Origin of the sequence: Cupriavidus sp. U2 (genome assembly GCF_009663685.2) — a bacterium.
Lineage (GTDB): Bacteria > Pseudomonadota > Gammaproteobacteria > Burkholderiales > Burkholderiaceae > Cupriavidus > Cupriavidus necator_C.
Genome location: NZ_RCOG02000002.1, coordinates 162911 through 186113 on the forward strand (window position 1 = coordinate 162911; position 23203 = coordinate 186113).

At 67.6% G+C, this 23203-nt stretch carries 17 protein-coding genes; 4 read left to right on the forward strand and 13 right to left on the reverse strand.

Features of this window, described 5'->3' with window-relative positions; genetic code table 11:
- Nucleotides 1-64: 64 nt before the first annotated feature.
- From D9X30_RS02345 to D9X30_RS02370, 6 genes are all read right to left on the reverse strand, one after another.
- Nucleotides 65-802, reverse strand: a complete 738-nt coding sequence (locus D9X30_RS02345; protein WP_061958431.1) for an ABC transporter ATP-binding protein — start codon at nucleotides 800-802, stop codon at nucleotides 65-67.
- A gap of 1 nt (nucleotide 803) precedes the next feature.
- Nucleotides 804-1577, reverse strand: a complete 774-nt coding sequence (locus D9X30_RS02350; protein ID WP_153946319.1) for an ABC transporter ATP-binding protein — start codon at nucleotides 1575-1577, stop codon at nucleotides 804-806.
- Between the two features lie 308 nt (nucleotides 1578-1885).
- On the reverse strand, nucleotides 1886-3553 hold the full coding sequence (locus tag D9X30_RS02355) for a GMC family oxidoreductase (protein ID WP_153946318.1): 1668 nt from the start codon (nucleotides 3551-3553) through the stop codon (nucleotides 1886-1888).
- 87 nt (nucleotides 3554-3640) lie between these two features.
- Nucleotides 3641-4552 (reverse strand): alpha/beta hydrolase, encoded by a 912-nt coding sequence (locus D9X30_RS02360; protein ID WP_153946317.1) that lies wholly within the window; start codon nucleotides 4550-4552, stop codon nucleotides 3641-3643.
- A 54-nt stretch (nucleotides 4553-4606) separates the two neighbouring features.
- Nucleotides 4607-5041: a Cu(I)-responsive transcriptional regulator gene (gene cueR, locus D9X30_RS02365; protein ID WP_153946316.1), complete on the reverse strand. Its 435-nt coding sequence runs from the start codon at nucleotides 5039-5041 to the stop codon at nucleotides 4607-4609.
- Complete coding sequence (locus tag D9X30_RS02370; protein WP_153946315.1) at nucleotides 5038-7524, reverse strand: heavy metal translocating P-type ATPase; 2487 nt, start codon at nucleotides 7522-7524, stop codon at nucleotides 5038-5040. Before D9X30_RS02370 ends, cueR begins: the two co-directional genes overlap by 4 nt.
- 187 nt (nucleotides 7525-7711) lie before the next feature.
- Between D9X30_RS02370 and D9X30_RS02375 the strand changes: the two genes are divergently transcribed.
- Nucleotides 7712-7912, forward strand: a complete 201-nt coding sequence (locus D9X30_RS02375) for a heavy-metal-associated domain-containing protein (protein WP_153946314.1) — start codon at nucleotides 7712-7714, stop codon at nucleotides 7910-7912.
- A 67-nt stretch (nucleotides 7913-7979) separates the two neighbouring features.
- Here the strand turns inward: D9X30_RS02375 and D9X30_RS02380 are convergent, their stop codons facing one another.
- The 3 genes from D9X30_RS02380 to D9X30_RS02390 all read right to left on the reverse strand — a co-directional run bounded on the left by D9X30_RS02380 (nucleotide 7980) and on the right by D9X30_RS02390 (nucleotide 11043).
- A complete protein-coding gene (locus tag D9X30_RS02380; protein WP_153946313.1) occupies nucleotides 7980-8705 on the reverse strand; it encodes an OmpW/AlkL family protein in 726 nt (241 codons plus the stop codon).
- Nucleotides 8706-8999: 294 nt separating this feature from the next.
- Nucleotides 9000-9971 carry a delta(1)-pyrroline-2-carboxylate reductase family protein gene (locus D9X30_RS02385; RefSeq protein ID WP_153946312.1) on the reverse strand — a complete coding sequence of 324 codons (972 nt, stop codon included), beginning with the start codon at nucleotides 9969-9971 and terminating at the stop codon, nucleotides 9000-9002.
- A gap of 76 nt (nucleotides 9972-10047) precedes the next feature.
- Nucleotides 10048-11043, reverse strand: a complete 996-nt coding sequence (locus D9X30_RS02390) for an aldo/keto reductase (RefSeq protein ID WP_153946311.1) — start codon at nucleotides 11041-11043, stop codon at nucleotides 10048-10050.
- A gap of 122 nt (nucleotides 11044-11165) precedes the next feature.
- On the opposite strand from D9X30_RS02390, the gene D9X30_RS02395 reads away from it, so the two are divergent.
- Entirely contained in the window at nucleotides 11166-12098 is a 933-nt protein-coding gene (locus D9X30_RS02395; RefSeq protein WP_153946310.1) for a LysR family transcriptional regulator, read from the forward strand.
- A gap of 21 nt (nucleotides 12099-12119) precedes the next feature.
- Here D9X30_RS02395 and pbpC read toward each other — a convergent pair whose 3' ends face one another.
- From pbpC to D9X30_RS02415, 4 genes are all read right to left on the reverse strand, one after another.
- Nucleotides 12120-14330, reverse strand: coding sequence for a penicillin-binding protein 1C (gene pbpC / locus D9X30_RS02400; protein WP_153946309.1), 2211 nt, complete (start codon nucleotides 14328-14330; stop codon nucleotides 12120-12122).
- 37 nt (nucleotides 14331-14367) lie between these two features.
- Nucleotides 14368-15075 (reverse strand): lysoplasmalogenase, encoded by a 708-nt coding sequence (locus tag D9X30_RS02405; RefSeq protein WP_249640862.1) that lies wholly within the window; start codon nucleotides 15073-15075, stop codon nucleotides 14368-14370.
- Nucleotides 15072-21047: an alpha-2-macroglobulin family protein gene (locus D9X30_RS02410; RefSeq protein ID WP_153946308.1), complete on the reverse strand. Its 5976-nt coding sequence runs from the start codon at nucleotides 21045-21047 to the stop codon at nucleotides 15072-15074. Before D9X30_RS02410 ends, D9X30_RS02405 begins: the two co-directional genes overlap by 4 nt.
- Nucleotides 21048-21139: 92 nt before the next feature.
- The gene (locus D9X30_RS02415; RefSeq protein ID WP_153946307.1) at nucleotides 21140-21619 is read right to left on the reverse strand and encodes an Lrp/AsnC family transcriptional regulator; all 480 of its coding nucleotides are present in this window, start codon (nucleotides 21617-21619) and stop codon (nucleotides 21140-21142) included.
- 164 nt (nucleotides 21620-21783) lie between these two features.
- Between D9X30_RS02415 and phhA the strand changes: the two genes are divergently transcribed.
- Nucleotides 21784-22713 carry a phenylalanine 4-monooxygenase gene (gene phhA, locus D9X30_RS02420; RefSeq protein WP_153946306.1) on the forward strand — a complete coding sequence of 310 codons (930 nt, stop codon included), beginning with the start codon at nucleotides 21784-21786 and terminating at the stop codon, nucleotides 22711-22713.
- Nucleotides 22714-22870: 157 nt separating this feature from the next.
- Complete coding sequence (locus D9X30_RS02425) at nucleotides 22871-23182, forward strand: 4a-hydroxytetrahydrobiopterin dehydratase (RefSeq protein ID WP_283780726.1); 312 nt, start codon at nucleotides 22871-22873, stop codon at nucleotides 23180-23182.
- The last annotated feature ends 21 nt before the right edge of the window (nucleotides 23183-23203 follow it).

A 23203-nucleotide genomic window follows, 5' to 3' on the forward strand; every position in this document is an offset into this window, starting at 1 on the left:
TCTCGTAAAAATACGATTCACACGATCCGGAATTACGACCCTGGCGCCGGTCGGGCGCAGCGGGTCAGACCCCGAGCAGTTCATTGAGCACCGGCATCTTGGCCTGCAGCTCGCTGGCGGCAAAGCGTTCGACGATGGTGCCGTGCTCCATCACATAGAAGCGGTCGGCCAGCGGTGCGGCAAAGCGGAAGTTCTGCTCCACCATGACCACGGTGTAGCCCTTCTTCTTGAGCATCAGGATCATGCGCGCCAGCGCCTGCACGATCACCGGCGCCAGGCCTTCGGAGATCTCGTCGAGCAGCAGCAGGTTCGCGCCCGTGCGCAGGATGCGGCCCACGGCCAGCATCTGCTGTTCCCCACCCGACAGCCGCGTGCCCTGGCTCTGCTTGCGCTCGCGCAGGTTCGGGAACATCTCGTAGATCTCGGCCTCGCTCATGCCGGGGGTGTCGCCGCCCCTGGCGCCCTTGAGCACGGGCGGCAGCAGCAGGTTTTCCTCGCACGACAGGCTGGAGAAGATCGCCCGCTCTTCCGGGCAGTAGCCGATGCCGTAGTGCGCGATCTTGTGCGTGGGCAGGCCGATGGTCTCGTTGCCGTTGATCTTGATCGATCCCTTGCGCGCGCCGGTCAGGCCCATGATCGCGCGCATGGTGGTGGTGCGGCCGGCGCCGTTGCGGCCCAGCAGCGTGACCACTTCGCCACGGTTCACGGTCAGGTCCACGCCGTGCAGGATGTGCGATTCGCCGTACCAGGCGTGCAGGTCCTTGATCTCCAGCGCGGGGACATTGGATGCGTTCGTGCTCATCTCAGTGCGCCCCCTGCAGTTCGGCGTCGGCGGTGCCCATGTAGGCTTCCATCACGCGCGGGTCCTTCGACACCTCGGCGTACGGCCCTTCGGCCAGGATGGCGCCACGCTGCAGCACCGTGATCTTGTCGGCGATCGACGACACCACGTTCATGTTGTGCTCGACCATCAGGATGGTGCGGCCGGCCGAGACCTTCTTGATCAGCTGCGTCACGCGGTCCACGTCCTCGTGGCCCATGCCCTGCGTGGGCTCGTCCAGCAGCATCAGCTCGGGCTCCATCGCCAGCGTGGTGGCGATCTCCAGCGCGCGCTTGCGGCCGTACGGCAGGTTGACGGTGGTGGTCTCGGCGAACTCGGTCAGGCCCACCTGGTCCAGCAGGTCCATGGCGCGCGCGTCGAGCACGTCGAGCGACCGCTCGCTGCGCCAGAACTGGAACGCGGTGCCCAGCTGGCGCTGCAGGCCGATGCGCACGTTCTCGCGCACGGTCAGGTGCGGGAACACGGCGGAAATCTGGAACGACCGGATCACGCCGCGCCGCGCAATCTGTGCGGGCTTCTCGCGCGTGATGTCGATGCCGTTGAAAAGGATGGTGCCCGTGGTGGGCTCCAGGAATTTGGTGAGCAGGTTGAAGCAAGTGGTCTTGCCCGCGCCGTTCGGTCCGATCAAGGCATGGATCGAGCCGCGCCGCACCTGCAGGTTGACGTCGCTCACCGCAGTGAACCCCTTGAATTCCTTCGTGAGGTTCTTCGTTTCCAGGATGATTTCCTGAGTCATAGTCTCCTGCCCGCCCTCTTGCTGCTGCCAGGTTGTGCCCGGCTACTGACAATGGTTCGAACTGCGGCGCTTTGTCGCCATGTTTGCCGCTTTAGGTATTGGTGGGAACGGTGCGGCTACCGTGGATACGCGTGCGCGAAGTGAAGGCTGCGGCACCGTATACCGGCGACTATTGTGTGCGCCTGCTGCGTCGCAAAACATCGGGGTTTGCACTAGGCGTAATACATTAGCGACGTGACGGCATTGCGATGTGCGAAGCCGTACCGACGTCTGCGGGCATCGGCTTCGCCAGGTATCGTGGAAGACCCTTACGCCGACACCGACGTGACGATTTGCGGGGTATTTGCTGCACCGCTCGCGCGTGCCTTGCGGTCGGCGCGGATCATGTCGCTGGCCCGCTCGGCAATCATGATCGTCGGCGAGTTGGTATTGCCAGAGGTAATCAGCGGCATGACCGAGGCGTCCACCACGCGCAGTCCATCGATGCCGCGTACGCGCAGCCGGTTGTCGACCACCGCCTCGGCGTCGTCCCCGGCGCCCATGCGACAGGTGCCCACCGGATGGAAGATCGTGGTGCCGATGGCGCCGGCCGCCTCCGCCAGCTGCTCGTCGGTCTGGAACGCAGGGCCCGGCAGCCATTCGCTGGGCTGGTACGGCGCCAGCGCCGGCGATGCGACGATGCGCCGGGTCAGGCGGATCGAATCGGCGGCCACCTTGCGGTCGGCCTCGGTCGACAGGTAGTTCGGCGCGATCCGCGGTGCGCGGCGGAAGTCCGCATTGTCGATATGCACGCTGCCGCGCGACGTGGGCCGCAGGTTGCAGACGCTGGCCGTGAAGGCATTGAAGTCGTGCAGCGGGTCGCCAAACTTGTCCAGCGACAGCGGCTGGACATGATATTCGACATTGGCGCGCGCCTGGCCCTCGTCGCTGCGCGCGAACGCGCCCAGCTGCGATGGCGCCATGCTCATCGGCCCGCTCTGGTTGAACGCGTACTGCAGGCCGATGCCAAGCTTGCCCCACCACTTCGACGCGCGCGTATTGAGCGTGCGCACGCCCTGCACCTTGATGACGGTACGCAGCTGCAGATGATCCTGCAGGTTCTCGCCCACGCCGGGCAGGGCATGGCGCACGCGAATGCCCAGCGCCTGCAGCCGTTCCGGCTGGCCGATGCCCGACAGTTCCAGCAATTGCGGCGAATTGATCGCACCGGCGGCCAGAATCACCTCTTCGGTGGCCCGCGCTTCCAGTTGCTGGCCGCCGCCCAGGTACTGCACGCCAGTGCAGCGCCGGCCGTCGGGCGAATCGAAGACCAGCCCGCTGACCTGGGCGCCCGTGACAATGGTCAGGTTGGGCCGGTCCGACGCCTTGCGCAGGAATGCCTTGGCCGTGTTCCAGCGAATGCCGCGCCGCTGGTTCACCTCGAAATAGCCCACGCCGAAGTTGTCGCCGCAGTTGAAATCGCTGGTGCGCGGAATGCCGGCCTGCTCGGCGGCGTCGATGAACCGCTCCAGGATGTCCCAGTGCAGCCGTTGCCCTTCGACGCGCCACTCGCCGCCGGCGCCGTGGAATTCATTGGCGCCGCGATGATGGTCCTCGCTACGCTTGAACAGCGGCAGCACGTTGTCCCAGCGCCAGCCGTCGTCGCCGGTGATGCGTGCCCAGTCGTCGTAATCCTCGCGCTGCCCGCGCATGTAGATCATGCCGTTGATCGACGAGCAGCCGCCCAGCACGCGGCCGCGCGGGTATCCCAGCGAACGGCCATTGAGGCCAGCCTCTTCGACGGTGCGGTACAGCCAGTCAGTGCGCGGATTGCCGATGCAGTACAGGTAGCCCACCGGAATATGGATCCAGTGGTAGTCGTCCTTGCCGCCCGCTTCGAGCAGCAGCACGTTGACATCGGCGTCCTGCGTCAGGCGATTGGCCAGCACGCAGCCGGCCGAGCCCGCGCCCACGATGATGTAGTCGTACGTCTCCATATCCCTTGCTTCCTTTGCCGGCCCTGAGGGCGCTTTTTTTTCTTGTGGAATGCCGGGCATCATCGCACGACTTGGCAGCGGCCGTCGTCAGGGCTTTGCCGGATTCTCCAGGTGCCGGCGAAGCCAGTCGGTCAGTGCCGCGAAGACCTCGCCGCGCAATGGCTCGGCCTCGTTGAATATCTCGTGAAAACCGGTCTCGAACCACGCCATGTCGCGCAGGTCCTCGGGCGCGTGAGCGAAAAAGGTACGGCTGCCCTGCGGATCGACGATGCGGTCGGCGCCGCCCACCAGCATCAGCATCGGCGCTTCCAGCCGTGGCGCGTCATCCTGCGCCTGCGCCATGCCGCGCAGGAACGACTCCAGCACGCTGGCGCTGATCGACCCCTGCACCAGCGGATCGGTACGATAGGCACGCGCCACTTCGGGGTCGTGCGACAGCAGATGGGCGTCGATGGGATTCGGCACACGCATATGCGGCACCAGCGCCAGCAGCACGCGATGCAGCGTGAGCATAGTATTGGACAACTTCAACGCCAGCGCCGGCGACGACAGGATCAGCGCCCGGATCGGCCGCACGCGGGCCGTCGCAAAACGTGCCGCCACCAGGCCACCCATGCTGTGGCCCAGAACGATCGGCAGTTCGTGCCATTGCCGCACTGCGGCATCGTGGATTTCGGCCAGGTCGTCGAGATAGCTGTCGGGATGCGGCACCACCATGCGCGGGCCGCCGCTCGCGCCATGGCCCCGGTGGTCGTAGGCCCGCACGCGCAGCCCCAGCGCGCACAACGCGGCCGCAACATGCGGATAGCGGCCACTATGCTCGGCCAGTCCGTGCACGAGCAGGACGGTGCCAAGGGGCTCGGGAAAGTGCTGCGGATCGGGCAGCCAGGTACGCAGCAGCAGTTCGGTGCCATCGCGCATGCGCTGGCGCGATTCGGTCGGCGCGATGGCGGGCGCCGGCGCGGAAGCCAGCGCAAAGGCGGTCACAGGCTCGTTCATCCCAATCTCTCCTTGTTGGGACCTGCTTGTCGTGATGCTGCGGATGGACTGCGTTCAGGCGTGGCATGCCGGACAACCCGGCGCTTCCGACCTTTCCGACGCTTCCGACGCCATGTCGGACAGGATCGGGCAATCGGGCCGGTCGTCGCCGCTGCAGGCCTCGGCCAGTGCGCGCAGCGTGTCGCGCATGGCGGCCAGCTCGGCAATCTTGACCTCCAGTTCCGCCACATGCCGCAGCGTCAGCGCCTTCACGTCGGCGCTGGCCCGCCCGCGATCATGCCAGAGCGACAGCAGGCTGCGAATCTCGTCGAGCGAGAAGCCGAGATTACGGGCGCGCCGCACGAAGCGCAAGGTATGCACCGCCCGTTCGTCGTAGCGGCGATAGCCGCCCTCGCTGCGCGGCGGCGCATCGACAAGGCCGATCGATTCGTAGTGGCGGATCATCTTGGCGGATACGCCCGAGGCGTCCGCCGCTTCTCCGATATTCATCTTGCCTCCTTGGCTTGCTGGCCCGCCAGCGGATGCCAGCGGCGCAGCAGCAGCGCGTTGCTGACCACGCTGACACTGGAGAACGCCATCGCGGCGCCCGCCACCACCGGATTGAGCAGCCCCGCCACGGCCAGCGGTATGCCGATCACGTTGTAGATAAAGGCCCAGAACAGGTTCTGGCGGATCTTGCGCACGGTCCGGTGCGACACCGCCAGCGCATCGGCCACCAGCGCGGGATCGCCACGCATCAGCGTGATGCCGGCGGCGTGCATCGCCACGTCGGTGCCCGTGGACATCGCGATGCCGACATCGGCCGCGGCCAGCGCCGGCGCGTCGTTGATGCCATCGCCCACCATCGCCACCACGGCCTTGCCGTCAGCCCGCAGCGCCGTCACGCGGGCGGCCTTGTCCCCGGGCAATACCTCGGCCTGCACGTCGTCCAGACCCAGCACGCTGGCCACGCGGGCCGCCGCGCCGGCGTTATCGCCGGTCAGCATCACGGTGCGGATGCCGGCCTCGCGCAGCCGTGCGATGGCGGCCGCCGCGCCCGGCTTCAGCGCATCGCCAAACGCCACCAGCCCCAGCACGGAAGGCGTCGCGGCGTCGATCAGCCACGATACCGTGCGCCCTTCGCCGCGCAGGCGTTCGGCATCGGCCTGCAGCCCACCCGCATCGGCGTTCAGCGACGCGCGCAGCCCCTCGCTGCCCAGTTGCAGCGCCTGCCCCGCCACCACGCCGGCAATGCCGCGGCCCGGCAGCGCGCGCACATCGCTGGCCACGGGCGCCGCGATACCGCGATCGGCCGCCAGCGCCACCACGGCGCGTGCCAGCGGATGCTCGCTGCCGGCCTGCAATGCCGCGAGCTTTTCCAGCAGTGCGTTGTCATCACCATCGGCGGCGTGCAGCGCCACCACCTCGGGCTTGCCGACGGTCAGCGTGCCGGTCTTGTCGAACGCCACGATCGACACGCGATGCGCCACTTCCAGTGCCTCGGCGTCCTTGATCAGGATGCCTGCGCGCGCACCGGCGCCGGTGCCCGCCATGATCGCGGTCGGCGTGGCCAGGCCCAGCGCGCAGGGGCAGGCGATCACCAGCACGGCCACTGCGTTGAGCAGCGCCTGGCTCCAGTCGCCGGCAATCAGGCCCCAGCCCAGCAGCGTGGCCAGCGCAATGCCCAGCACCACGGGCACGAACACCGCGCTGACCTGGTCCACCATGCGCTGGATCGGCGCCTTGGCTGCCTGCGCGTGCTCGACCATGCGGATGATCCTGGCCAGCACCGTCTCGGCACCCACGGCCACGGTACGCGCGACCAGCAGGCCCTCGAAATTGATTGATCCACCGGTCAGGCGGTCGCCCGGCTGCTTCGGCACCGGCAGCGACTCGCCGGTCAGCATCGATTCATCGGCATGGCTGGCGCCGGTCACCACTTCGGCATCGACCGGAATCCGCTCGCCGGGCCGGACGATGATGTCGTCGCCCACGCGCACGTCGGCCAGCGGCACGGTCTGCTCCACGCCGTTGCGGACCACGCGCGCCGTATCGGGGCGCAGGGCGGCCAGCGCGCGGATGGCATCGGCGGTCTGGCGCTTGGCGCGGACTTCCAGCCATTTGCCCAGCCGCACCAGCGTGATCACGACCGCGGCGCTTTCGAAGTACAGGTGAGGCATGGCGCCGGGCTCGGCATCGAACATCTGCCAGATCGACAGCGCATAGGCGGCCGACGTACCCAGTGCCACCAGCAGGTCCATATTGCCGGCACGGGCACGCACGGCCTTGTAGCCGGCCTTGTAGAAGCGCCAGCCGAACACGAACTGCACCGGCGTGGCCAGCAGCCATTGCAGCCAGCCCGGCAGCATCGCGTGGATGCCGAACCATTCCAGCACCATCGGCGCCACCAGCGGCAGCGACAGCGCGGCGGAGATCGCCACGGGCCACGGACCGGACCAGACATCGGTTCGCCGTGCTTCCGTACCCGATGCAGCGGCTGCCGCATCGACCACCGGCCTGGCGCCATATCCGGCGCGCGCCACAGCCTCGGCAAGTGCCGCGGCATCGGCTGTGCCGCGCAGCACCGTCACCGTGGCGCGCTCGGTAGCCAGGTTGACCTGGGCGTCCTGCACGCCGGGTACGGCCCGCAGCGCACGCTCCACGCGGCCCACGCATGACGCGCAGGTCATGTCCGCGATGTCGAGCTCGACCTCGTCGCGCGGCACGTCGTAGCCCGCATCGGCCACGGCCTGTGCGGCGGCGGCCAGTGCGGCGCCGCTGTCGACATGGAGCGTGGCCTGCTCGGTGGCCAGGTTGACCGCCACGTCATGCACGCCGGGCACCTTCGCCAGCGCACGCTCGACGCGGCCCACGCACGACGCGCAAGTCATGCCCTCGACAGGCAGGCGCCACTCGGCGGCGCCAACGTCATTCCGGGCGGCATTCGGCGTGGTGTTCGAGACGGAACTCAGGGACGACGCAGGGGTGGACATGAGCGAAATCCGGCAAGGCGCACGGGGCGCGACAACTGTACTGTGGACCTTACCATCATTGGAAGGTCAAGGCCGGGCGGCGTTATTTCCGCGTCACCATCGCGGGCTTGCGCTTCCCATGGTGGGAAGGTTCATACTGCTTCCGAAAGTCGTTTCCGGTCTCAAATCGTCAACAAGGAGTCACACCATGATCCAGTTCCAGGTCGAAGGCATGTCCTGCAACCACTGCGTCGGCGCGATCACCCGCGCGGTGCAGGCCGTCGATCCGTCCGCCCAGGTGGCCGCCGACGTGCCGGCCCAGTCGGTCAAGGTCGAATCGGCCGCGGATCGCCAGGCGCTGCGGCAAGCCATCGAGGATGCCGGCTACCCGGTGAAGTCGGCGGCCTGATATCCGGCCAATGAAAAGGGCACCCGAGGGTGCCCTTTTCGCCATCTGGCGTCTGGTCCGTGATGGATCAGAACTTGTAGCCGACGTGCAGGAACGTCACGACCGGATCGATCTTGATCTTGGTGTGCGACTCGACCTTGGCGCCATTGGCCAGCGTGGTCGTGAAGTGGGCCGTGGACGAGATCGGCACGTACGACACCGAGAAGCCGAGGAACCACTTCTCGTTGATCGCGTAGTTCGCGCCGACGTTGAACACCGGGTTCCACGACGAGCTGGCGGTCGCCGTCATGGTCGACCCCGGGCCAAACTCGCGCTGCACGAACGTCTGATTCGTGACCGTCTCGCCGGTGAACCAGGTGTAGTTCACACCCACGCCGACGTACGGGCGGAACTTGGTCTTGGCGTCAAAGAAATGCCACTTGGCGACGATCGCCGGGCTCCATTGACGCACTTCGCCCAGCTTGCCGTACTGGGCATAGCCGCGGTCGCCGCTGACATCGTGCTGGGGCGGGATGCCCACGACGAATTCGGCCGAAATGTTGTCGGTGAAGAAGTGCCCGAACGTCAGGCCGGCGGTGTCGGCGCCGTCGATCTTGGCGCCGGTGTTCGGGCGCTGCACGCCAGCCGGACGGCCACCGATCGAATCGATCGTCAGCAGTTGCGAGTCGCCCGTCGGCATCACGCGCATCCAGCCAAGACTCACCACGTTAGTGCCCGCGGACTGGGCCTGTGCGGCGCCAGCCATTGCCATGGCGGCACCCGCCATCAGCATGTTCTTATAGATCTTTTTCATTGTTCCTCTTACTCCGTCCTCTTTCTTCTGAATACAGCCACTGCTGGCGGCAATTATCCTGCGGGGCTTGCGCGGACTGTTTCATACACGGGACGGGATGATAGAAGAAATGCCCTAAAGACAGGGTTAACCCAAAAGGCGGACACTGATTTCGGCGTTTTTGCATCCAAAACGACGCGTCAGCACAACGGTTCTGTTTCACAAATGAAAAACCACTCAATGCGAGTGGTTTTGTGACTGCATAGCCGAATGCTCAAACAGGCGTTCGGACGGAATTCGGGCGCCAGCCCCGCGTCACTTCTGGCTGGCCAGGATGCAGGCAGCCAGGTCCCACAGCGCATAGCCCACGCTCTTGAACACCAGCGGACTGCCCGTTCGCGTACGCAGGGTGTCGGCATCGAGAATGGCCGTCTCGAACGGCTGCACCGTGTTCCAGTCGATGCCCGCCTGCAGCAGGTCGCCCGCTTCCTCTTCGATACCGAACAGCGTGTCGGCCAGCAGGCGGCCCCGCGCCGATGCCGTTTGGCACAGTTGCGGCGGCAGTTCGCACATGTCGGGCCGGAATGCGCCGACGGCCGCCACGAAATGGCGGTCGGTCCAGAGGCCGCTGTCCAGATCCGGCAGCACCGGAGACCGGCTCGATGTCACGGTGACCACCATCGACACCCGGGGCAGCACTGCCGCGACATCGTCGATCACGTCGGCGGCCACGCCCAGCGCCCGCGCTTGCGCGGCCAGCGCGTCGGCCTTGTCGCGCGTGCGCGACTGCAGCCAGACCTTGCGCACGGGCAAGCCGGCCACGAACGCTTCGAGATGGGTTTGCGCCTGCACGCCCGCGCCGACGATCAGCAGTTCCCCGTCAATCATCGGTGCGAACGATTGCGCTGCCAGCAACGATACGGCGGCGGTGCGCCGGCCGGTGACGGTCGGGCCGTCGAGCATGGCGATTCGCTCGCCGGTATGCGCGTTGGCCACCACCACTTCGCCCAGGATATTGGGCAGGCCCCGCTGCGGATTGCCCGGATGGACGGTGATGTTCTTGGTCATCACGATGTCGCGGTTGCACGCCGGCATCACCAGCAGCGTGCCCTGCCCGCGCGCGGCGTCGCCCACGGGCAGCGCAATGCGCGGCGGCGCCATCGCGGTGCCGTCGCGCAGTTCGCCCAGCATCGATCCAATGGCCCGGGCAAGCGCGGGATACGGCAGGCGTGCCGCGGTGGCGGCGGCATCCAGGGCAGTCAGGGGGACGGTGGGCTCGGCAGTCATCGGTGTGGGGCCAGTACAGGCAAAAAAGACGCGAAGGCCGACATTGTCACCCGGCCGGCCCATCGCCGGACACCGATCAGCGCGACAGCAGCGACATCACCTGTTCGGCGTAGCGCGTACCCGCCGCTGCGCCCAGCGGGAACACCGCGTCGATATCGGCCAGATCTCGCGCAGACAGTGTGACGTTCAGTGCGCCCAGATTGTCGTCCAGATTGGCGATTCGCCGCGTGCCGGGAATCGGCACCACCTGCTCGCCGCGCGTCAGTACCCAGGCCAGCGCCAGTTGCGCCGCCGTGCATCCCTTGGCTGCCGCCAGCTCGCGCACGGCATCCACCAGCTTCAGGTTGCGCGCGAAGTTTTCGCCCGTGAAGCGCGGATTGGTACGGCGATAGTCGTCCGGCGCGAAATCGTCGGGCGTACGGATGGCCCCGGTCAGGAAGCCGCGCCCCAGCGGGCTGTATGGCACAAAGCCGATGCCCAGACGCTGGCAGGTGGCCAGAATGCCGTTCTCGTCCACGTCGCGCGTCCACAGCGAGTATTCGGTCTGCAGGGCCGTCACCGGATGCACCGCATGGGCGCGCTCGATGGTAGCCGTGCCGGCCTCGGACAGCCCGATCCACCGCACCTTGCCGGCCTTGACCAGATCGGCCATCGCGCCGACGGTCTCCTCGATCGGCGTGTCCGGGTCCACGCGATGCTGGTAGTACAGGTCGATATGATCCACGCCCAGCCGCTTCAGGCTGGCATCGCAAGACGCCCGGACATATTCGGGACGGCCATTGGCGCCGCGCGCCCCCGGATTGGCGGGATCGCGCACAATGCCGAACTTGGTGGCCAGCACCACCTTGTCACGGCGTCCGGCCAATGCCCGGCCCACCAGTTGCTCGTTGGTGTGCGGACCATAGATATCTGCCGTATCGATAAAATTTACGCCTTTATCGATAGCGTAATGAATCGTACGAATAGATTCGGCGTCGTCGTGGTCGCCATAGAACTCGCTCATGCCCATGCAACCCAGGCCCAGGGGAAAGACTTCGGGGCCAACCTGCCCCAGTTTGCGCATTGCCGTCATCGGGAGACTCCTTGTGGTTTCAAGTCCCGGCGGGCACCAGAACAACCAGCGCGTCCCAACCGGATGAGCGCCAGTATCGCCATCCCCCGCATTGGGAAACAGCGTGCTACGCTGCACGCATCATGAAGCCTGACTTCACAATCGACCCTGATTCCCTGCCCGCGCTGGCCGCCTTCACGCGCGTGGCGCAACTTGGGGGTTTCACCGCTGCTGCCGCCGCCCTGGGCGTCAGCCCTTCGGCGATTTCGCAGACCGTGCGCCATCTGGAAGATCGGCTTGGCGTGCGCCTGCTGCAACGCACGACGCGACGCGTGGGCCTGACGGAGGCTGGGGCGGCCCTGCTGGCGCGCGTGGCACCGGCCCTGGCCGAAATCCATGCCGCCACCGACGACGTACGCCAGCAGCGCGACGTACCGGTGGGCACGCTGCGGCTCACCAGTTCGCATTCGGCGGTGGTCATCGCGTTGCGGCCCATCCTGACCGATTTCATGCGTGCGTACCCGTCGATATGCGTCGATCTGGTGACCGACGACCGCTTCATCGACCTGATCGCCGAAGGGTTCGATGCCGGCCTGCGCCTGGGCGAAGCCCTGCAGCAGGATATGGTCGCGATTCCTGTCACAGGCCCGCTACGCATGGTGGTAGCCGCCTCGCCGGACTACCTGGCCGCCCATGGCACGCCGGAAACGCCCCATGACCTGCATCGGCATGCCTGCCTGCAATATCGTTTCGGGCCCATGGGGTCGATGTACCGTTGGGAGTTTTCGCGCGCGGGCGGCCGCCCGTTCACCGTCGACACACGGCCCGCGCTGATCGCCAACGACAAGACCATGCTGCATCAGGCCGCACTGGCAGGGCTGGGGCTGGTGTACGAGTTTCCGCACCATATCGCCGGGGCGCTGGCGTCGGGGGCGCTGGTCACCGTGCTCGATGCCTGGACGCCGCCGTTCTCGGGCTTCTACCTCTACTACCCGAGCCGCGCGCTGATGCCACCCAAGCTGCGCGTGTTCGTCGATTTCCTCAAGGCGCGCGAACTGCCGCAATCCCCGCTGTAGCCGCCGGCTGGCGGCGCGGCGTCAGCGCCGCAGCGACACCTTCTGCGCCGTGGACGCGCGCACGCTGGCGCCGCGCACTTCGATGCCGATCTCGTGCACCACCTTGCCGCCGGCATCCACCAGCTGCACACGATGCCGTCCCGGCCATGGCAGCCAGCCCACTTGGCCCCCCTTGCCCAGCGGCTTGCCGTCCATGCGCCATGTCACGGCGTTGGCAGTCTGCCCGGTCAGCCCGTCGGCATGGAACCAGACCCGTTGCGCCGCCAGCGGGATATCGGGATCGAGCGCGAAGATCGTGCCGTCCGCCGGGCTTGCAATCGCCGGCGTACCGGGTGTCTTGCCGGGTTTGCCGATGCGGATGTGCGGCACGGCCGTACCCGTCAGAAACACCTCGTCACGCGCGGGCTCCAGGTCGTCCTCGAAATCCAGCGCCACGCGCTCCACACCGGCCGGCATCGCCGGCGCCCGGCTCGGCTTGCGCCGGTGCAGCGCCTCCATGACTTCGTGCCACACGGGCGCCGCACCGGATACCCCCGACACGTCGTGCATGCTCGCGCCGCTTGCGTTGCCCACCCATACGCCTACCGTGTAGGCCTGCGACCATCCCACGCACCAGTTATCGCGCATGTCCTTGCTGGTGCCGGTCTTCACCGCCGTCCAGAAACGCGTTGTCAGCGGACTGTCGAGCCCGAATGTGCGCGCCCGCGCATGGCGGTCCGACAGCACGTCGCCGATCACATACGCGGCATCGGGGGTCATCACCGCACGCTTCGCGCGCATCGCGGCCCCCGCCGTCATGCGCGGTGCCGAGTACGCGCCCGCATTGGCGAAAGTACGATAGGCATTGGTCAGCGACAGCAGCGACACATCGGCACTGCCCAGCGCCAGGCTGTAGCCGTAGTAATCGCCCGACTGCGTTAGCGGCAGACCCAGCGACACCAGGCGGCGATGGAAGCGATGCGGGGTCACCATCACCAGCGTGCGCACGGCCGGCACGTTGAGCGACGACCCCAGCGCGGCCCGCAGGCTGACCCAGCCGGCATAGCGATGATCGTAATTCTGCGGAATATAGAGGCCGCCGCCGGTCGGCAGATTGACCGGGCGATCGTCGAGCAACGATGCGGCGGTAAGCCGGCGTTCCTCGATCGCCTGCGCATAGAGGAACGGCTTCAGCGTCGATCCGGCCTGCCGCAGTGCGGCCGCGTGATCGACCTGTGCCGCCGCCGACAGCACGCCTGACGACCCCACATAGGCCAGCACGTCGCCGCTGGCGTTGTCGATCACCACCACCGCACCGTCCTCGACATTGCGGCCGGCCAGTTCACGCAGATGCCGGCCCAGGCTGTCCGCTGCCACGCGCTGCAATTCGGCGTCGAGCGTCGATTCGATGCGCGGCGGCAGCGGCTTTCCGGCCGGCGTCGCAACCCGCGCCTGGGCCACCAGTTGCCGCGCCAGATGCGGTGCAAGCTGGATGTCGCGGCGCGCGTTCATCGCATCGCCCGCCGCGCCCGATGACTTTGCCAGCACCAGCGTGGTAAAGCCGTCGAGCCCGTCGCATTCGCGCGGCAGCTTCATGTCGCGCAAGATGCCGCACGCCCGCTTCGACACCTGCAGCGCCGACGCATTCGGGCTGCGCACCAGCGCCACCGCCACCGCCGACTCGCGCGCATCGAGCCCGCTCGGCACCTTGCCGAACAGCGTCTGCGACATCGCCGACAGCCCCACCAGTTCGCCCCGGAACGGCACCAGGTTCAGGTAGGCCTCCAGGATCTGATCCTTGCTCCAGCCGCGCTCCAGCGACGACGCACTGACCACCTGCCCCATCTTCTGCCCGAAACTGCGGCCACGGCCGGCGCGCAGATCGGCGTCGAGCAACCCGGCCAACTGCATCGTCAGCGTCGATGCCCCGCGCGTGCGCGTGTTCCAGAGGTTGGCCCACGCCGCCGCGGCCACGCCCTGCCAGTCCACCCCGCTATGCGCATAGAAGCGCCTGTCCTCGGACAGCACGATGGCCGTGCGCAAGGCCGGCGAGGTATCGGTCAACGTCACCCAGTCGCCACGCCGTGCCTGGAAGTCGTCGCGCACGCGCGCCACCGTCTGCCCGTGCCGATCCGTGACCACGATATCGGCGCTGCGCCAGTTGTCGCGCACCTCCCGGAAACCGGGCACGGCATGGGCCGCGCCGGCCGACCACAGCAGCAGGCTTGTCACCACCCATGCACTTCGCTTCATTCGCATGCTTCGTCCCGCCTTGCCTGCACCAGGTGCCTCAATCGTGCGCGTCGCGCCCCGACACCACACCGGCCACCAGCAGCAGCTGCGCAATGGCGTAGGTCCACCAGATGCCGAGCTGGTATGTGTCGAACGCCGACAGGAATTTCGCGGTGCCGATCAGCGCGTCGGACACCACAAAGCACAGCGCCCCGAGCGCCGTCAGCGGCGTCGGCAGGCGCGCCAGCAGCGCCGCGCACGCCATGGCGGCCAGCACGCCGATATAGACCGTCACGGGCCACATCAATGGTCCGAGGTTGGGCCAGAAGCGCCCCAGCAACGCACCGGCGGCACCGAGCACCAGCCCGCAGCCCACCAGCCGCTGCGGACGCATGTCGCCGGCCAGCGGCACGAACAGCCGCAGATAGGCCAGATGCGCCATCAGAAAGGCGCCCAGCCCACCGACGAACGACACGCGGAGCCCGGGCAGCGCCAGCAGAAAATCGCCAAGGCCCGAGAAGACCAGCGCGATCACCAGCCAGCGCCGTTCGGCCGACGGGCGATGAAACCACGCCGCCCGCGCCAGCAGCAGCACCATCGCCGTCTTCCAGACCGGCTGGTACGCGATCTGCCCGGTCAGCGGCGTATTGGGCGGCAGTTCAAGCGATGCCTGGAACAGCAGCACACCGTAGGTAATGCCGGCCAGTGCGCCGGCCATCCACCATTCGCGCACGCGTGGGGGAATCCGCATGGCGATCCAGCTCACTTGGCCGCTCCCACCGTCAGCTTCGCGTTGGGCGCTTCACCGAACACGTCCGGGGCGTACATCGCCTCGACACGCGTCGGCGGCAGCGCGAACTCGCCCGCGTTGTTGAGCCGCACCGTGTACTCGACCGACAGCCCACCCTTGGGCACGTAGCTGAAGTACTCGCGATAGGCCTCGGGCGTGCGCTCGGTGAAGTCGGACCATGCCGACTTCTGGTCGCGCGTGGCGATCACCGAATCGCGACCCAGGCCGCTGCCCAGGATCGTCGCACCGGTGGGCACCGGATCGCTGACCACCACCCACGTCATGTCGGCCTGCGCATCGATATCGAGCTTGACGCGATAGGTGTCGCCACGCGACCACTTGCCCGCCACGGCCTGCTCCACCGGCGTGACGCTGCGGCGGATGCGATAGCCCGCCGCCACCGGCTCGCGCAGCGGCACGGCGGCCAGCGCCCGCACCGTGGCCCACGGACGGCCCGTGCCCTGCTGCTCCACCTGCAGCGCAACGGGCGCGCTGGCGGAGGCCGCCGGCCACGGCAGGTCGACCATGCCGCTGGCCACGCCGTCCTGATGCGTCGCCCTGGACCAGTCGAACGTGCGCGACACGTCGCCGAGCGTGGCACGCGCACTGCCCGCCACAGGCGTCTTCTCGTAGGCCTGCGCATAGCGGCGGATCGCCATCACGCCCCAGGCGTTCGAAGTGGTCGTCGACCACGCCCCACGCGTCTGGCGGCCCAGCAGGCCGGTTACCAGCTGCGGCACGTCTTCCTTCCAGGCCGGCAGCTGCGACGCCAGCGCCAGCAGCTTCGCCGCGTTGACGTCGCCGCCCGCCATCAGCCACCACCAGTTGTCAGTGCGCTCGGTCGAGAACACCAGGCGCGTGCCTTGCACCGTCAGGCGGCTGCGCAACAGTTGCGTGGCATCGGCCATGCGCTTGTCGCGCTCGGGGATGTCCTGTACGCGCGACAGGATGCCCAGCCAGTCGATCAGCGCCGACGTCGGCCACTGGTCGGGCAGGATCTGGATCGATCCCAGCATGCGGCCCTGCGCCTTGCCACTGCGCGACAGCGCCTCGATGGCCGCCAGCTTGCGCACGTCCAGATCCATCGTCGCCGACGACGGGGCCCAGCGCGGCGGCGCGATGCGCCCTTCGACAAATGCTGTCAGGCCACGCTCCATCTGGTCGCGTTGTGCGTCGGGAATCCGCATCGGCAGCCCTGCGCGCGACGCCTCGTCGGCAATCGCCAGCAGGTAGGCCGTCAGCACTTCGCTGCCCGACTGGCTGTCGCTGCGCAGCGGGAAGTACGACGCCAGCCCGTTCGTGTCGAGGTACGACGGCAGTTGCGCCATCAGCGCGTCCCAGGCCGCCGCATCGCCCAGCCCGAGCGATTTCGACGACCGCTGCTCCAGGCAGCTGAACGGATAATTGCGGAACCATTCCCGCACGCCAGGCATGCCGCCGGCCAGCGACGACTGCAGCGTCACCTGCATGCCGCCGCGCAGCTTGCCGGACGGATCGGCCAGCGCACCGGCCGGCGCCTGCACCGGCACCGACATGTTCGGCGTCAGCTGCGCCAGCATCGCCTGCTGCACGGTCACCGGCACGGCCGGCACGATCTGCTGCGACACCTTGAGCTTGTCGCTGGCACCGCCCGTGCCCTTCTCGGCGGCGGCCACCTCCCACAGGATCGTGCCACTGCGGCTGTACGCCAGCAGCGCGGGCGCGGTGATGTCCCAGCCGATCTCGCGGGCCTCGCCGGCGGGAATCTGCACGGTCTGCGCCGGCAGCGTCTGTGCGTCCACCAGCGTGGCGCGTGCCGTGGCTTCCACGGTCATCGCGCGCTGCGTGGTGTTGCGCAGCGTGAACATCGCGCGGTACTTGTCGTCCTCACGGACCAACAGCGGCAGGCCCGAGATCATCTGCAGGTCCTGCGTCGCGGCGATGCTGGCGCTGCCGCTGCCGAAGCGGTTCACGCCCAGATCGGCCACGGCGACGATGCGGAAGCTGGTCAGCGAATCGTTGAGCGGCACCTCGAGCGCGGCCTTGCCCTCGCCGTCCAGCTGCACGCGCGGATTCCACACCAGCAGCGTGTCGAACAACTCGCGCGTGGGGCTCTTGCCCCCGCCGCCGCCGGCCGGCACCGCCTTGCGGCCATAGTGGCGGCGGCCAATGATTTCCATCTGGGCCGTCGAGGTTTCCACGCCATGGCTGCGCGGCTGCACCATGGCGTCGAGCAGGTTCCAGCTCGTGTTGGGCATCAGTTCCAGCAGCGCCTGGTCCACGGCGGCCAGCGCCACCTCGCCATTGGCCGCGGGCTTGCCGTCGGGCAGCTTGACCTGCACCGTCACGCGCGCCTTGCCCCGCACCGGGTAGCTCGCCTTGTCCGGTGTCACGCTCACGTCGAGCCGGTACGCCTCGTTGCCGACGCGAATCTGCGCCAGCCCCAGCCGGAACGCCGGCTTCGACAGATCAACCAGCGGCGACGGCGCCACGTACTCGCGCCCTTCGCTACGGAATGCGTGCCACCAGTCCAGCGGCTGGCGCCAGCCCCACTGGAAGAACGAGTACCACGGCACTTCGCGCAGCCGGCCCCGCAGGCTCAGCACCGACACGTACACGTTCGGTCCCCATTCCGGCTTGACCTTGAGCTTGATCGTCGGGTCGCTGCCGTTGAGCTCCACCACCTGCGTATCGAGGATGCTCTCGCGTTCCACGGCCACCAGCGCCGTGGCGCGGCGGAACGGCATGCGCACCTGGAACACGGCGGTGTCGCCGGGCGCGTACGCCTTCTTTTCGGGCAGCACATCCATGCGGTCATGATTCTCGCCACCGAACCAGAGTTCGCCCTGGCGCGTGACCCATACCGTCGTGGCGGCTTGCGCCGTGCGGCCGTCGGCATCGCGCGCATTGGCGATCAGCTCCACTTCACCGGCCTGCGTCAGTTCCACCTCGCAGCGTGCGCGGCCCTGGGCGTCGGTGCGCACATCGCACACCACGCCCAGGTCCTTGGTCTCGCTGCGGTTGTCGTAGCGGTAGAAGCCGCCCACCACGCGCTTGCGCGCCGACGTGGTGATGCGGGCGCGTGCCTTGATCTGCACCGGCGCTTCGGCCACCGGCTTGCCCTGGGTATCGAGCACCACGGTGTGCACGGCCAGCTTCTGGCTGACCGATACCCAGTTGGCCGCACGAATGCCCACCACCACGGCCGACGGCCACAGCGGCACCGTCTGGCGCAGCGTCTGGATCTCGCCGTTCGGGTCGGCAAAACCGGCTTCCAGCACCAGATCGCGCGGGGCATCGACCTTCGGCAGGTTCTTCACCGTCAGCTTGCCGTTGCCATCCTTGTCCAGCGTCAGCGGCAGCTTGTCGGCCACGAGTTTTTCGGATTCGTCGTGCGATCCTTCGCTGTCCGGGTCGTCTTCCTCGTCGCCACTGCCGCTCTGCCGCTGCGCGCGTGGCGGGTTGAACGCGTAGTCGTCGTAGTCCGCGAAGTTCACCGCCTTGTTGCGCATCAGCGCGGACAGGCGCACCGGCAGGCCGGCCGCACCGCCCCCGTTGAGGTAGTGGATCTCCACGCCCACCGGCACCTCGGCGGGCGCCACCAGCGCATTGCCCTTGGCCTTGGCGTCCCGGGTCACCGACAACGTGCCGGACAGCACCGGCAGGCGGAAGGCCTCGACGCGGAAACTGCCGCTATCGAGCGTACGATCGTTGTCGTAGACCAGCGCCACGTCGTAGACACCGAGCTTGGCCGATGACGGCACCTGGAACGCGTTCTCGGCACTGCGCCCGCCCGTGGCGGTGGTGCGCCAGGCGAGCGGCATCTCGTACTTCTGTCCGCTGCCTTCATGGGTGATCAGCAGCTTCGCCGGCATGGCCTGCGGCAATGCAAAACCCTGCGCGGTCTCGTTACGGATCAGGTGCTTCATCGACACCGTCTCGCCGGCGCGCAGCAGCGTGCGGTCGAACACGGTATGGGCACGCACGGTCTGCTTCGGGCTCAGATCGGTGGGCACGTTGAAGCGCCACGTCTCGATGCCGCGATTCCAGTCCGACATGACAAAGGCCATGTCCGCCTTGCCGCGCGCCTGGGCATGGTCGGCCGCGATGCGGGCCGACACGAAATAGCCGTCCATGCCGTTGGCGCAATCCTTGTAGCGGCGGTCGGCCAGCTTGGCGAAGCGCGCCACGCCGGTGGCATCGGTGGTGCCCTGCCCCAGCAGCTCGCCCTCGCAACTGCGGACGGCCACCCTGGCATTGGCCACGGGCTTGCCGTCATCGAGCGTGGTCACCCACGCCAGGCCACTCATGTCGCCGTCGCCCTCGCCACGTGCCAGCTTGAAATGCACGCCAAGGTTGGTAACGAGTGCCGCCGTACGCACGTACATCGGCGCCTTCTTGCCGAGCAGCGCCTCGCCCAGCATCGGCGAGGCGATCTCCACCACGTGGAACCCGGGTTCGGGCAACGGAATGCCGACCACCTCGAACGGGCGCGGCGTGGTGTCGGTGGACTTCGGAATGGCCAGCGTCCTGGCGCCAGCCACGCCTTCGAGCAGCGACACCGAGCGCGTCTCGATCGACGGGGCGTTGCGCGGGCTCTGGACGGAATACGGTGCCTGACCCGCGCGGATGGCGGCGATCTGCTCCCCGGTCCAGCTGTTCTCGTGCATGCGCTTGACCATGCCGAACCAGCGCAGGATGGCGCCGTCGTCATCGACCTTGAGCCGCGCCACGGTGCCGGCCTCGGCACGCACGGCCAGCGTGGGCAGGTCGGCTTCGACATTGCGCAGCGTCACGGGCAGCAGCGGCGGATAGTCGTTTGCCGATTTTCCGCGCGGCAGGTCGGCAAAGCGTTCGACCACGCCAAACGGCGCGGCGGCGAACTTGGCCAGCGGCGGCAGCGCCGCCGTGGTGAGCTTGATCGGGAACAGGTCGGCGTTGCTGAGCGCCCGGCCGCTTTCGTCCTTGAGATCCTTCGGCGCCTCGATCGTCAGGCTGGCTTTTTCCGGGAACGGACCCTTGAACGTGATGGTGGATACCGGCGCATCGGGGGCCTCGTCCGGATCAAACGACGGCGCCTTCGGACCGGACGGCGTCTTCATCACGATGCCTTCGGCCGCCTTGCGCGAAATCGGCGCGGTGAATGTGACGGTCATCGGCCGCAGCGGCGTGCAGGGGGCTTCGGCACGCTCGCGCTCGCAGGTAAAGCCCGCAGCAAAGGGGTCGCGCACCTGGAAGTCGAAGCGGCGGGCCGCCGTGGTGGCCAGGCCCGACGGGGTGGCAATGCCCGCATCGAGCACCAGTTGCATGCGTGCGCCGGCAGGCAGGCGCTGCTGGCAGGCCAGCAGATGCACGGCATCGCCGTCGCGCTTGACCACTTCCTTCCAGTGCAGCGCCTCGATGACGCTGTCGCGTTCCTTGCCGGCCAGCAGCCGCACGGGAATACGTTCGCCCAGCCCCTCGGCCTGGCACCAGGCATGGGACCGGATCGACCCGGCCGTGGCCGCGCCGTTGAAGCGCAGCGCAAAGACCTGGTCTTCCTCGACCTGGCCGCCGGACGGGCGCGCGGCGATCACGATCGGACCGCCCGTTTCGAACCGGTATTCGGATTTGCCGGCGAACGCCTTGCCGGCCACGCTCTTGAGGGCCGGGGTGATCTGTACGGTGCAGCGCACGCCGGGCGGCAGGTCACGCTCGAAGTCGTAGACCCAGTTCGTGGCGTTGACCCAGCGCCCGCTGCCGCCGACGCCGCCCACGCACGACACCGATGCCGGCGCGGCAGCCTTGAGGTCGCCCATCGGCACCATCGGTTCGTCGAACCGGATGGCCACCTGGCGCACCTGCGGGTTCACCCCTTCGGGTGAAAAACGCGTGATCTGCGCGGCCGATGCGGCCGGCGCCCATGTCAACGCACTGAATACAAGACCTGCTGCGGTGGCCGTGGCCGCCGTGGCGATCCTCCCGATCATGCTGCCTTCTCCCGAATTGGCTCCGCGCGAGCGTGACATGCGCGGGTGGCAAGCGCAAGCCTCTGCACATTTCGGAAGAAAGGCCTTGTGGTTTAACGCAAATGTGACAGTGGCAGCGGACCTTCGCGCTTGAGCGCGGTCAGGACGATGTTCGACCGCACGCTCTCCACGCCCGGTACGCGCATCAGCCGCTTCATCGTGAAATCGGCCAGCGTGGGCAGGTCGGCCACCACCACGCGAATCAGGTAATCGGCCTCGCCCGCGACCGAATAGCACTCCTGCACCTCTTCGAGCAGCAGGATCTCCTCGGCGAAGCGCTCGACCATGGTGTCGCCATGATGCGCCAGCTTCACGCTGATGAAGACCATCACGCCCAGCCCCAGCGCCTGCGGCGACAGGTTCACCCGGTAGCCGGTGATCACACCGTCGGCTTCCAGCCGGGCCAGGCGCCGGCCCACCTGGCTGGCCGACAGGTGCACCCGGTCGGCCAGTTGCTGATGGGTGGAGCGGCCGTCAGCCTGCAGGGCGGCCAGCAGGGCCAGGTCATAGGGGTCCAGGTTGGCTTGGTTCATGTCCGCAGATATCCCGCATCGATTTTCGTGTATGTGCGGATTATATGCACCGTGACGGCGGATAACGTGGATTATGCGGCCATCTTGCGGCGTCCGCTCGCTAGACTATGCATAAATTCCGCATCCGATCGGAACACAGACCACAAGTTTTGGAGACACAACGCATGACGCCCTCGGCTGCCACCCTTGACACCGGCAACTTTGCCGGCACGATGACCGCCAAGCTCAAGGAACAGTTCGATGCCGGCCTGCTGTCCGGCCAGGAACTGCGCCCCGACTTCACCATCGCCCAGCCGGTGCATCGCTATACCGACACCGACCACGCGATATGGCGCAAGCTGTACGACCGCCAGGCGTCGATGCTGCAAGGCCGGGTTTGCGACGAATTCCTGCAGGGCCTGGCCACGCTGGGCATGGCGCGCGACCGCGTGCCCGAATTCGACCAGCTCAACGACATGCTGATGCGCGCCACGGGCTGGCAGGTGGTGGCCGTGCCCGGCCTGGTGCCGGACGAGGTGTTCTTCGAACATCTGGCGAATCGGCGATTCCCGGCGAGCTGGTGGATGCGCAAGCCGGAACAGCTCGACTACCTGCAGGAGCCCGACTGCTTCCACGACGTGTTCGGCCACGTGCCGCTGCTGATCAATCCGATCTTCGCCGACTACATGGAGGCGTACGGCAAGGGCGGTCTCAAGGCGGCCCGGCTGGGTGCGCTGGACATGCTGGCGCGCCTGTACTGGTACACGGTGGAATTCGGCCTGATCCGCACGCCGCAGGGCCTGCGCATCTTCGGCGCGGGCATCCTGTCCAGCCAGGGCGAGTCGGTCTACAGCCTCGATTCGGCCAGCCCGAACCGCATCGGCTTCGACCTGCACCGGATCATGCGCACCCGCTACCGCATCGACACGTTCCAGAAAACGTACTTTGTGATCGACAGCTTCGAACAGCTGTTCGATGCCACGCGCCCGGACTTCACCGACCTCTACCCGGCGCTGCGCGCGCTGCCGACGCTGGGCGCCGGCGACATCGTCGAGGGCGACCAGGTCATCAACGTTGGCACCCGCGAGGGCTGGGCCAGCAGCGACGATATCTGACGCGCCGCCGGGCGAAGGCCGCTGCCCGCCAGCGGCCCCGCCCGTTATCCCACTTTGTGAAACAATGCCGGAATGCCCTGGCCGCCGGTCATCCGGTGCGCGCCGGGGCGGGCCGGCTTTTGTCGTGTTCCCCGTGCAGCCACAGACAACCCTTCAGATCGAGCCCATCATGACCCCACTTTCGCAAGACGCCCGCCAGCCGCTGCTGGCAACACTGCCGGGCTGGACCCCCGTCCAGGACCGCGATGCCATCCGGAAATCGTTCAAGTTCGCCGATTTCAACGCCGCATTCGGCTTCATGACGCGCGTGGCGCTGCAGGCCGACAAGGTGGACCATCATCCCGAGTGGTTCAACGTGTACAACCGCGTGGACATCACGCTGTCCACCCACGACGCCAACGGCCTGACCCAGCGCGATATCGACCTGGCCCGCTTCATCGAACAGGCCGCCGCCGGCCTGGCACGCTGAACGCGGCGCCGGCCCGGCTGT

Bases quoted from the DNA above. Each gene is read 5' to 3' on its own strand.
- D9X30_RS02360 (WP_153946317.1), bottom strand. From the start codon at position 4,552: ATGAACGAGCCTGTGACCGCCTTTGCGCTGGCTTCCGCGCCGGCGCCC.
- D9X30_RS02410 (WP_153946308.1), bottom strand. From the start codon at position 21,047: ATGATCGGGAGGATCGCCACGGCGGCCACGGCCACCGCAGCAGGTCTT.
- D9X30_RS02370 (WP_153946315.1), bottom strand. From the start codon at position 7,524: ATGTCCACCCCTGCGTCGTCCCTGAGTTCCGTCTCGAACACCACGCCG.
- D9X30_RS02395 (WP_153946310.1), top strand. From the start codon at position 11,166: ATGAAGCCTGACTTCACAATCGACCCTGATTCCCTGCCCGCGCTGGCC.
- cueR (WP_153946316.1), bottom strand. From the start codon at position 5,041: ATGAATATCGGAGAAGCGGCGGACGCCTCGGGCGTATCCGCCAAGATG.
- D9X30_RS02355 (WP_153946318.1), bottom strand. From the start codon at position 3,553: ATGGAGACGTACGACTACATCATCGTGGGCGCGGGCTCGGCCGGCTGC.
- D9X30_RS02380 (WP_153946313.1), bottom strand. From the start codon at position 8,705: ATGAAAAAGATCTATAAGAACATGCTGATGGCGGGTGCCGCCATGGCA.
- D9X30_RS02385 (WP_153946312.1), bottom strand. From the start codon at position 9,971: ATGACTGCCGAGCCCACCGTCCCCCTGACTGCCCTGGATGCCGCCGCC.
- D9X30_RS02375 (WP_153946314.1), top strand. From the start codon at position 7,712: ATGATCCAGTTCCAGGTCGAAGGCATGTCCTGCAACCACTGCGTCGGC.
- D9X30_RS02345 (WP_061958431.1), bottom strand. From the start codon at position 802: ATGAGCACGAACGCATCCAATGTCCCCGCGCTGGAGATCAAGGACCTG.
- pbpC (WP_153946309.1), bottom strand. From the start codon at position 14,330: ATGAAGCGAAGTGCATGGGTGGTGACAAGCCTGCTGCTGTGGTCGGCC.
- D9X30_RS02415 (WP_153946307.1), bottom strand. From the start codon at position 21,619: ATGAACCAAGCCAACCTGGACCCCTATGACCTGGCCCTGCTGGCCGCC.
- D9X30_RS02390 (WP_153946311.1), bottom strand. From the start codon at position 11,043: ATGACGGCAATGCGCAAACTGGGGCAGGTTGGCCCCGAAGTCTTTCCC.
- phhA (WP_153946306.1), top strand. From the start codon at position 21,784: ATGACGCCCTCGGCTGCCACCCTTGACACCGGCAACTTTGCCGGCACG.
- D9X30_RS02350 (WP_153946319.1), bottom strand. From the start codon at position 1,577: ATGACTCAGGAAATCATCCTGGAAACGAAGAACCTCACGAAGGAATTC.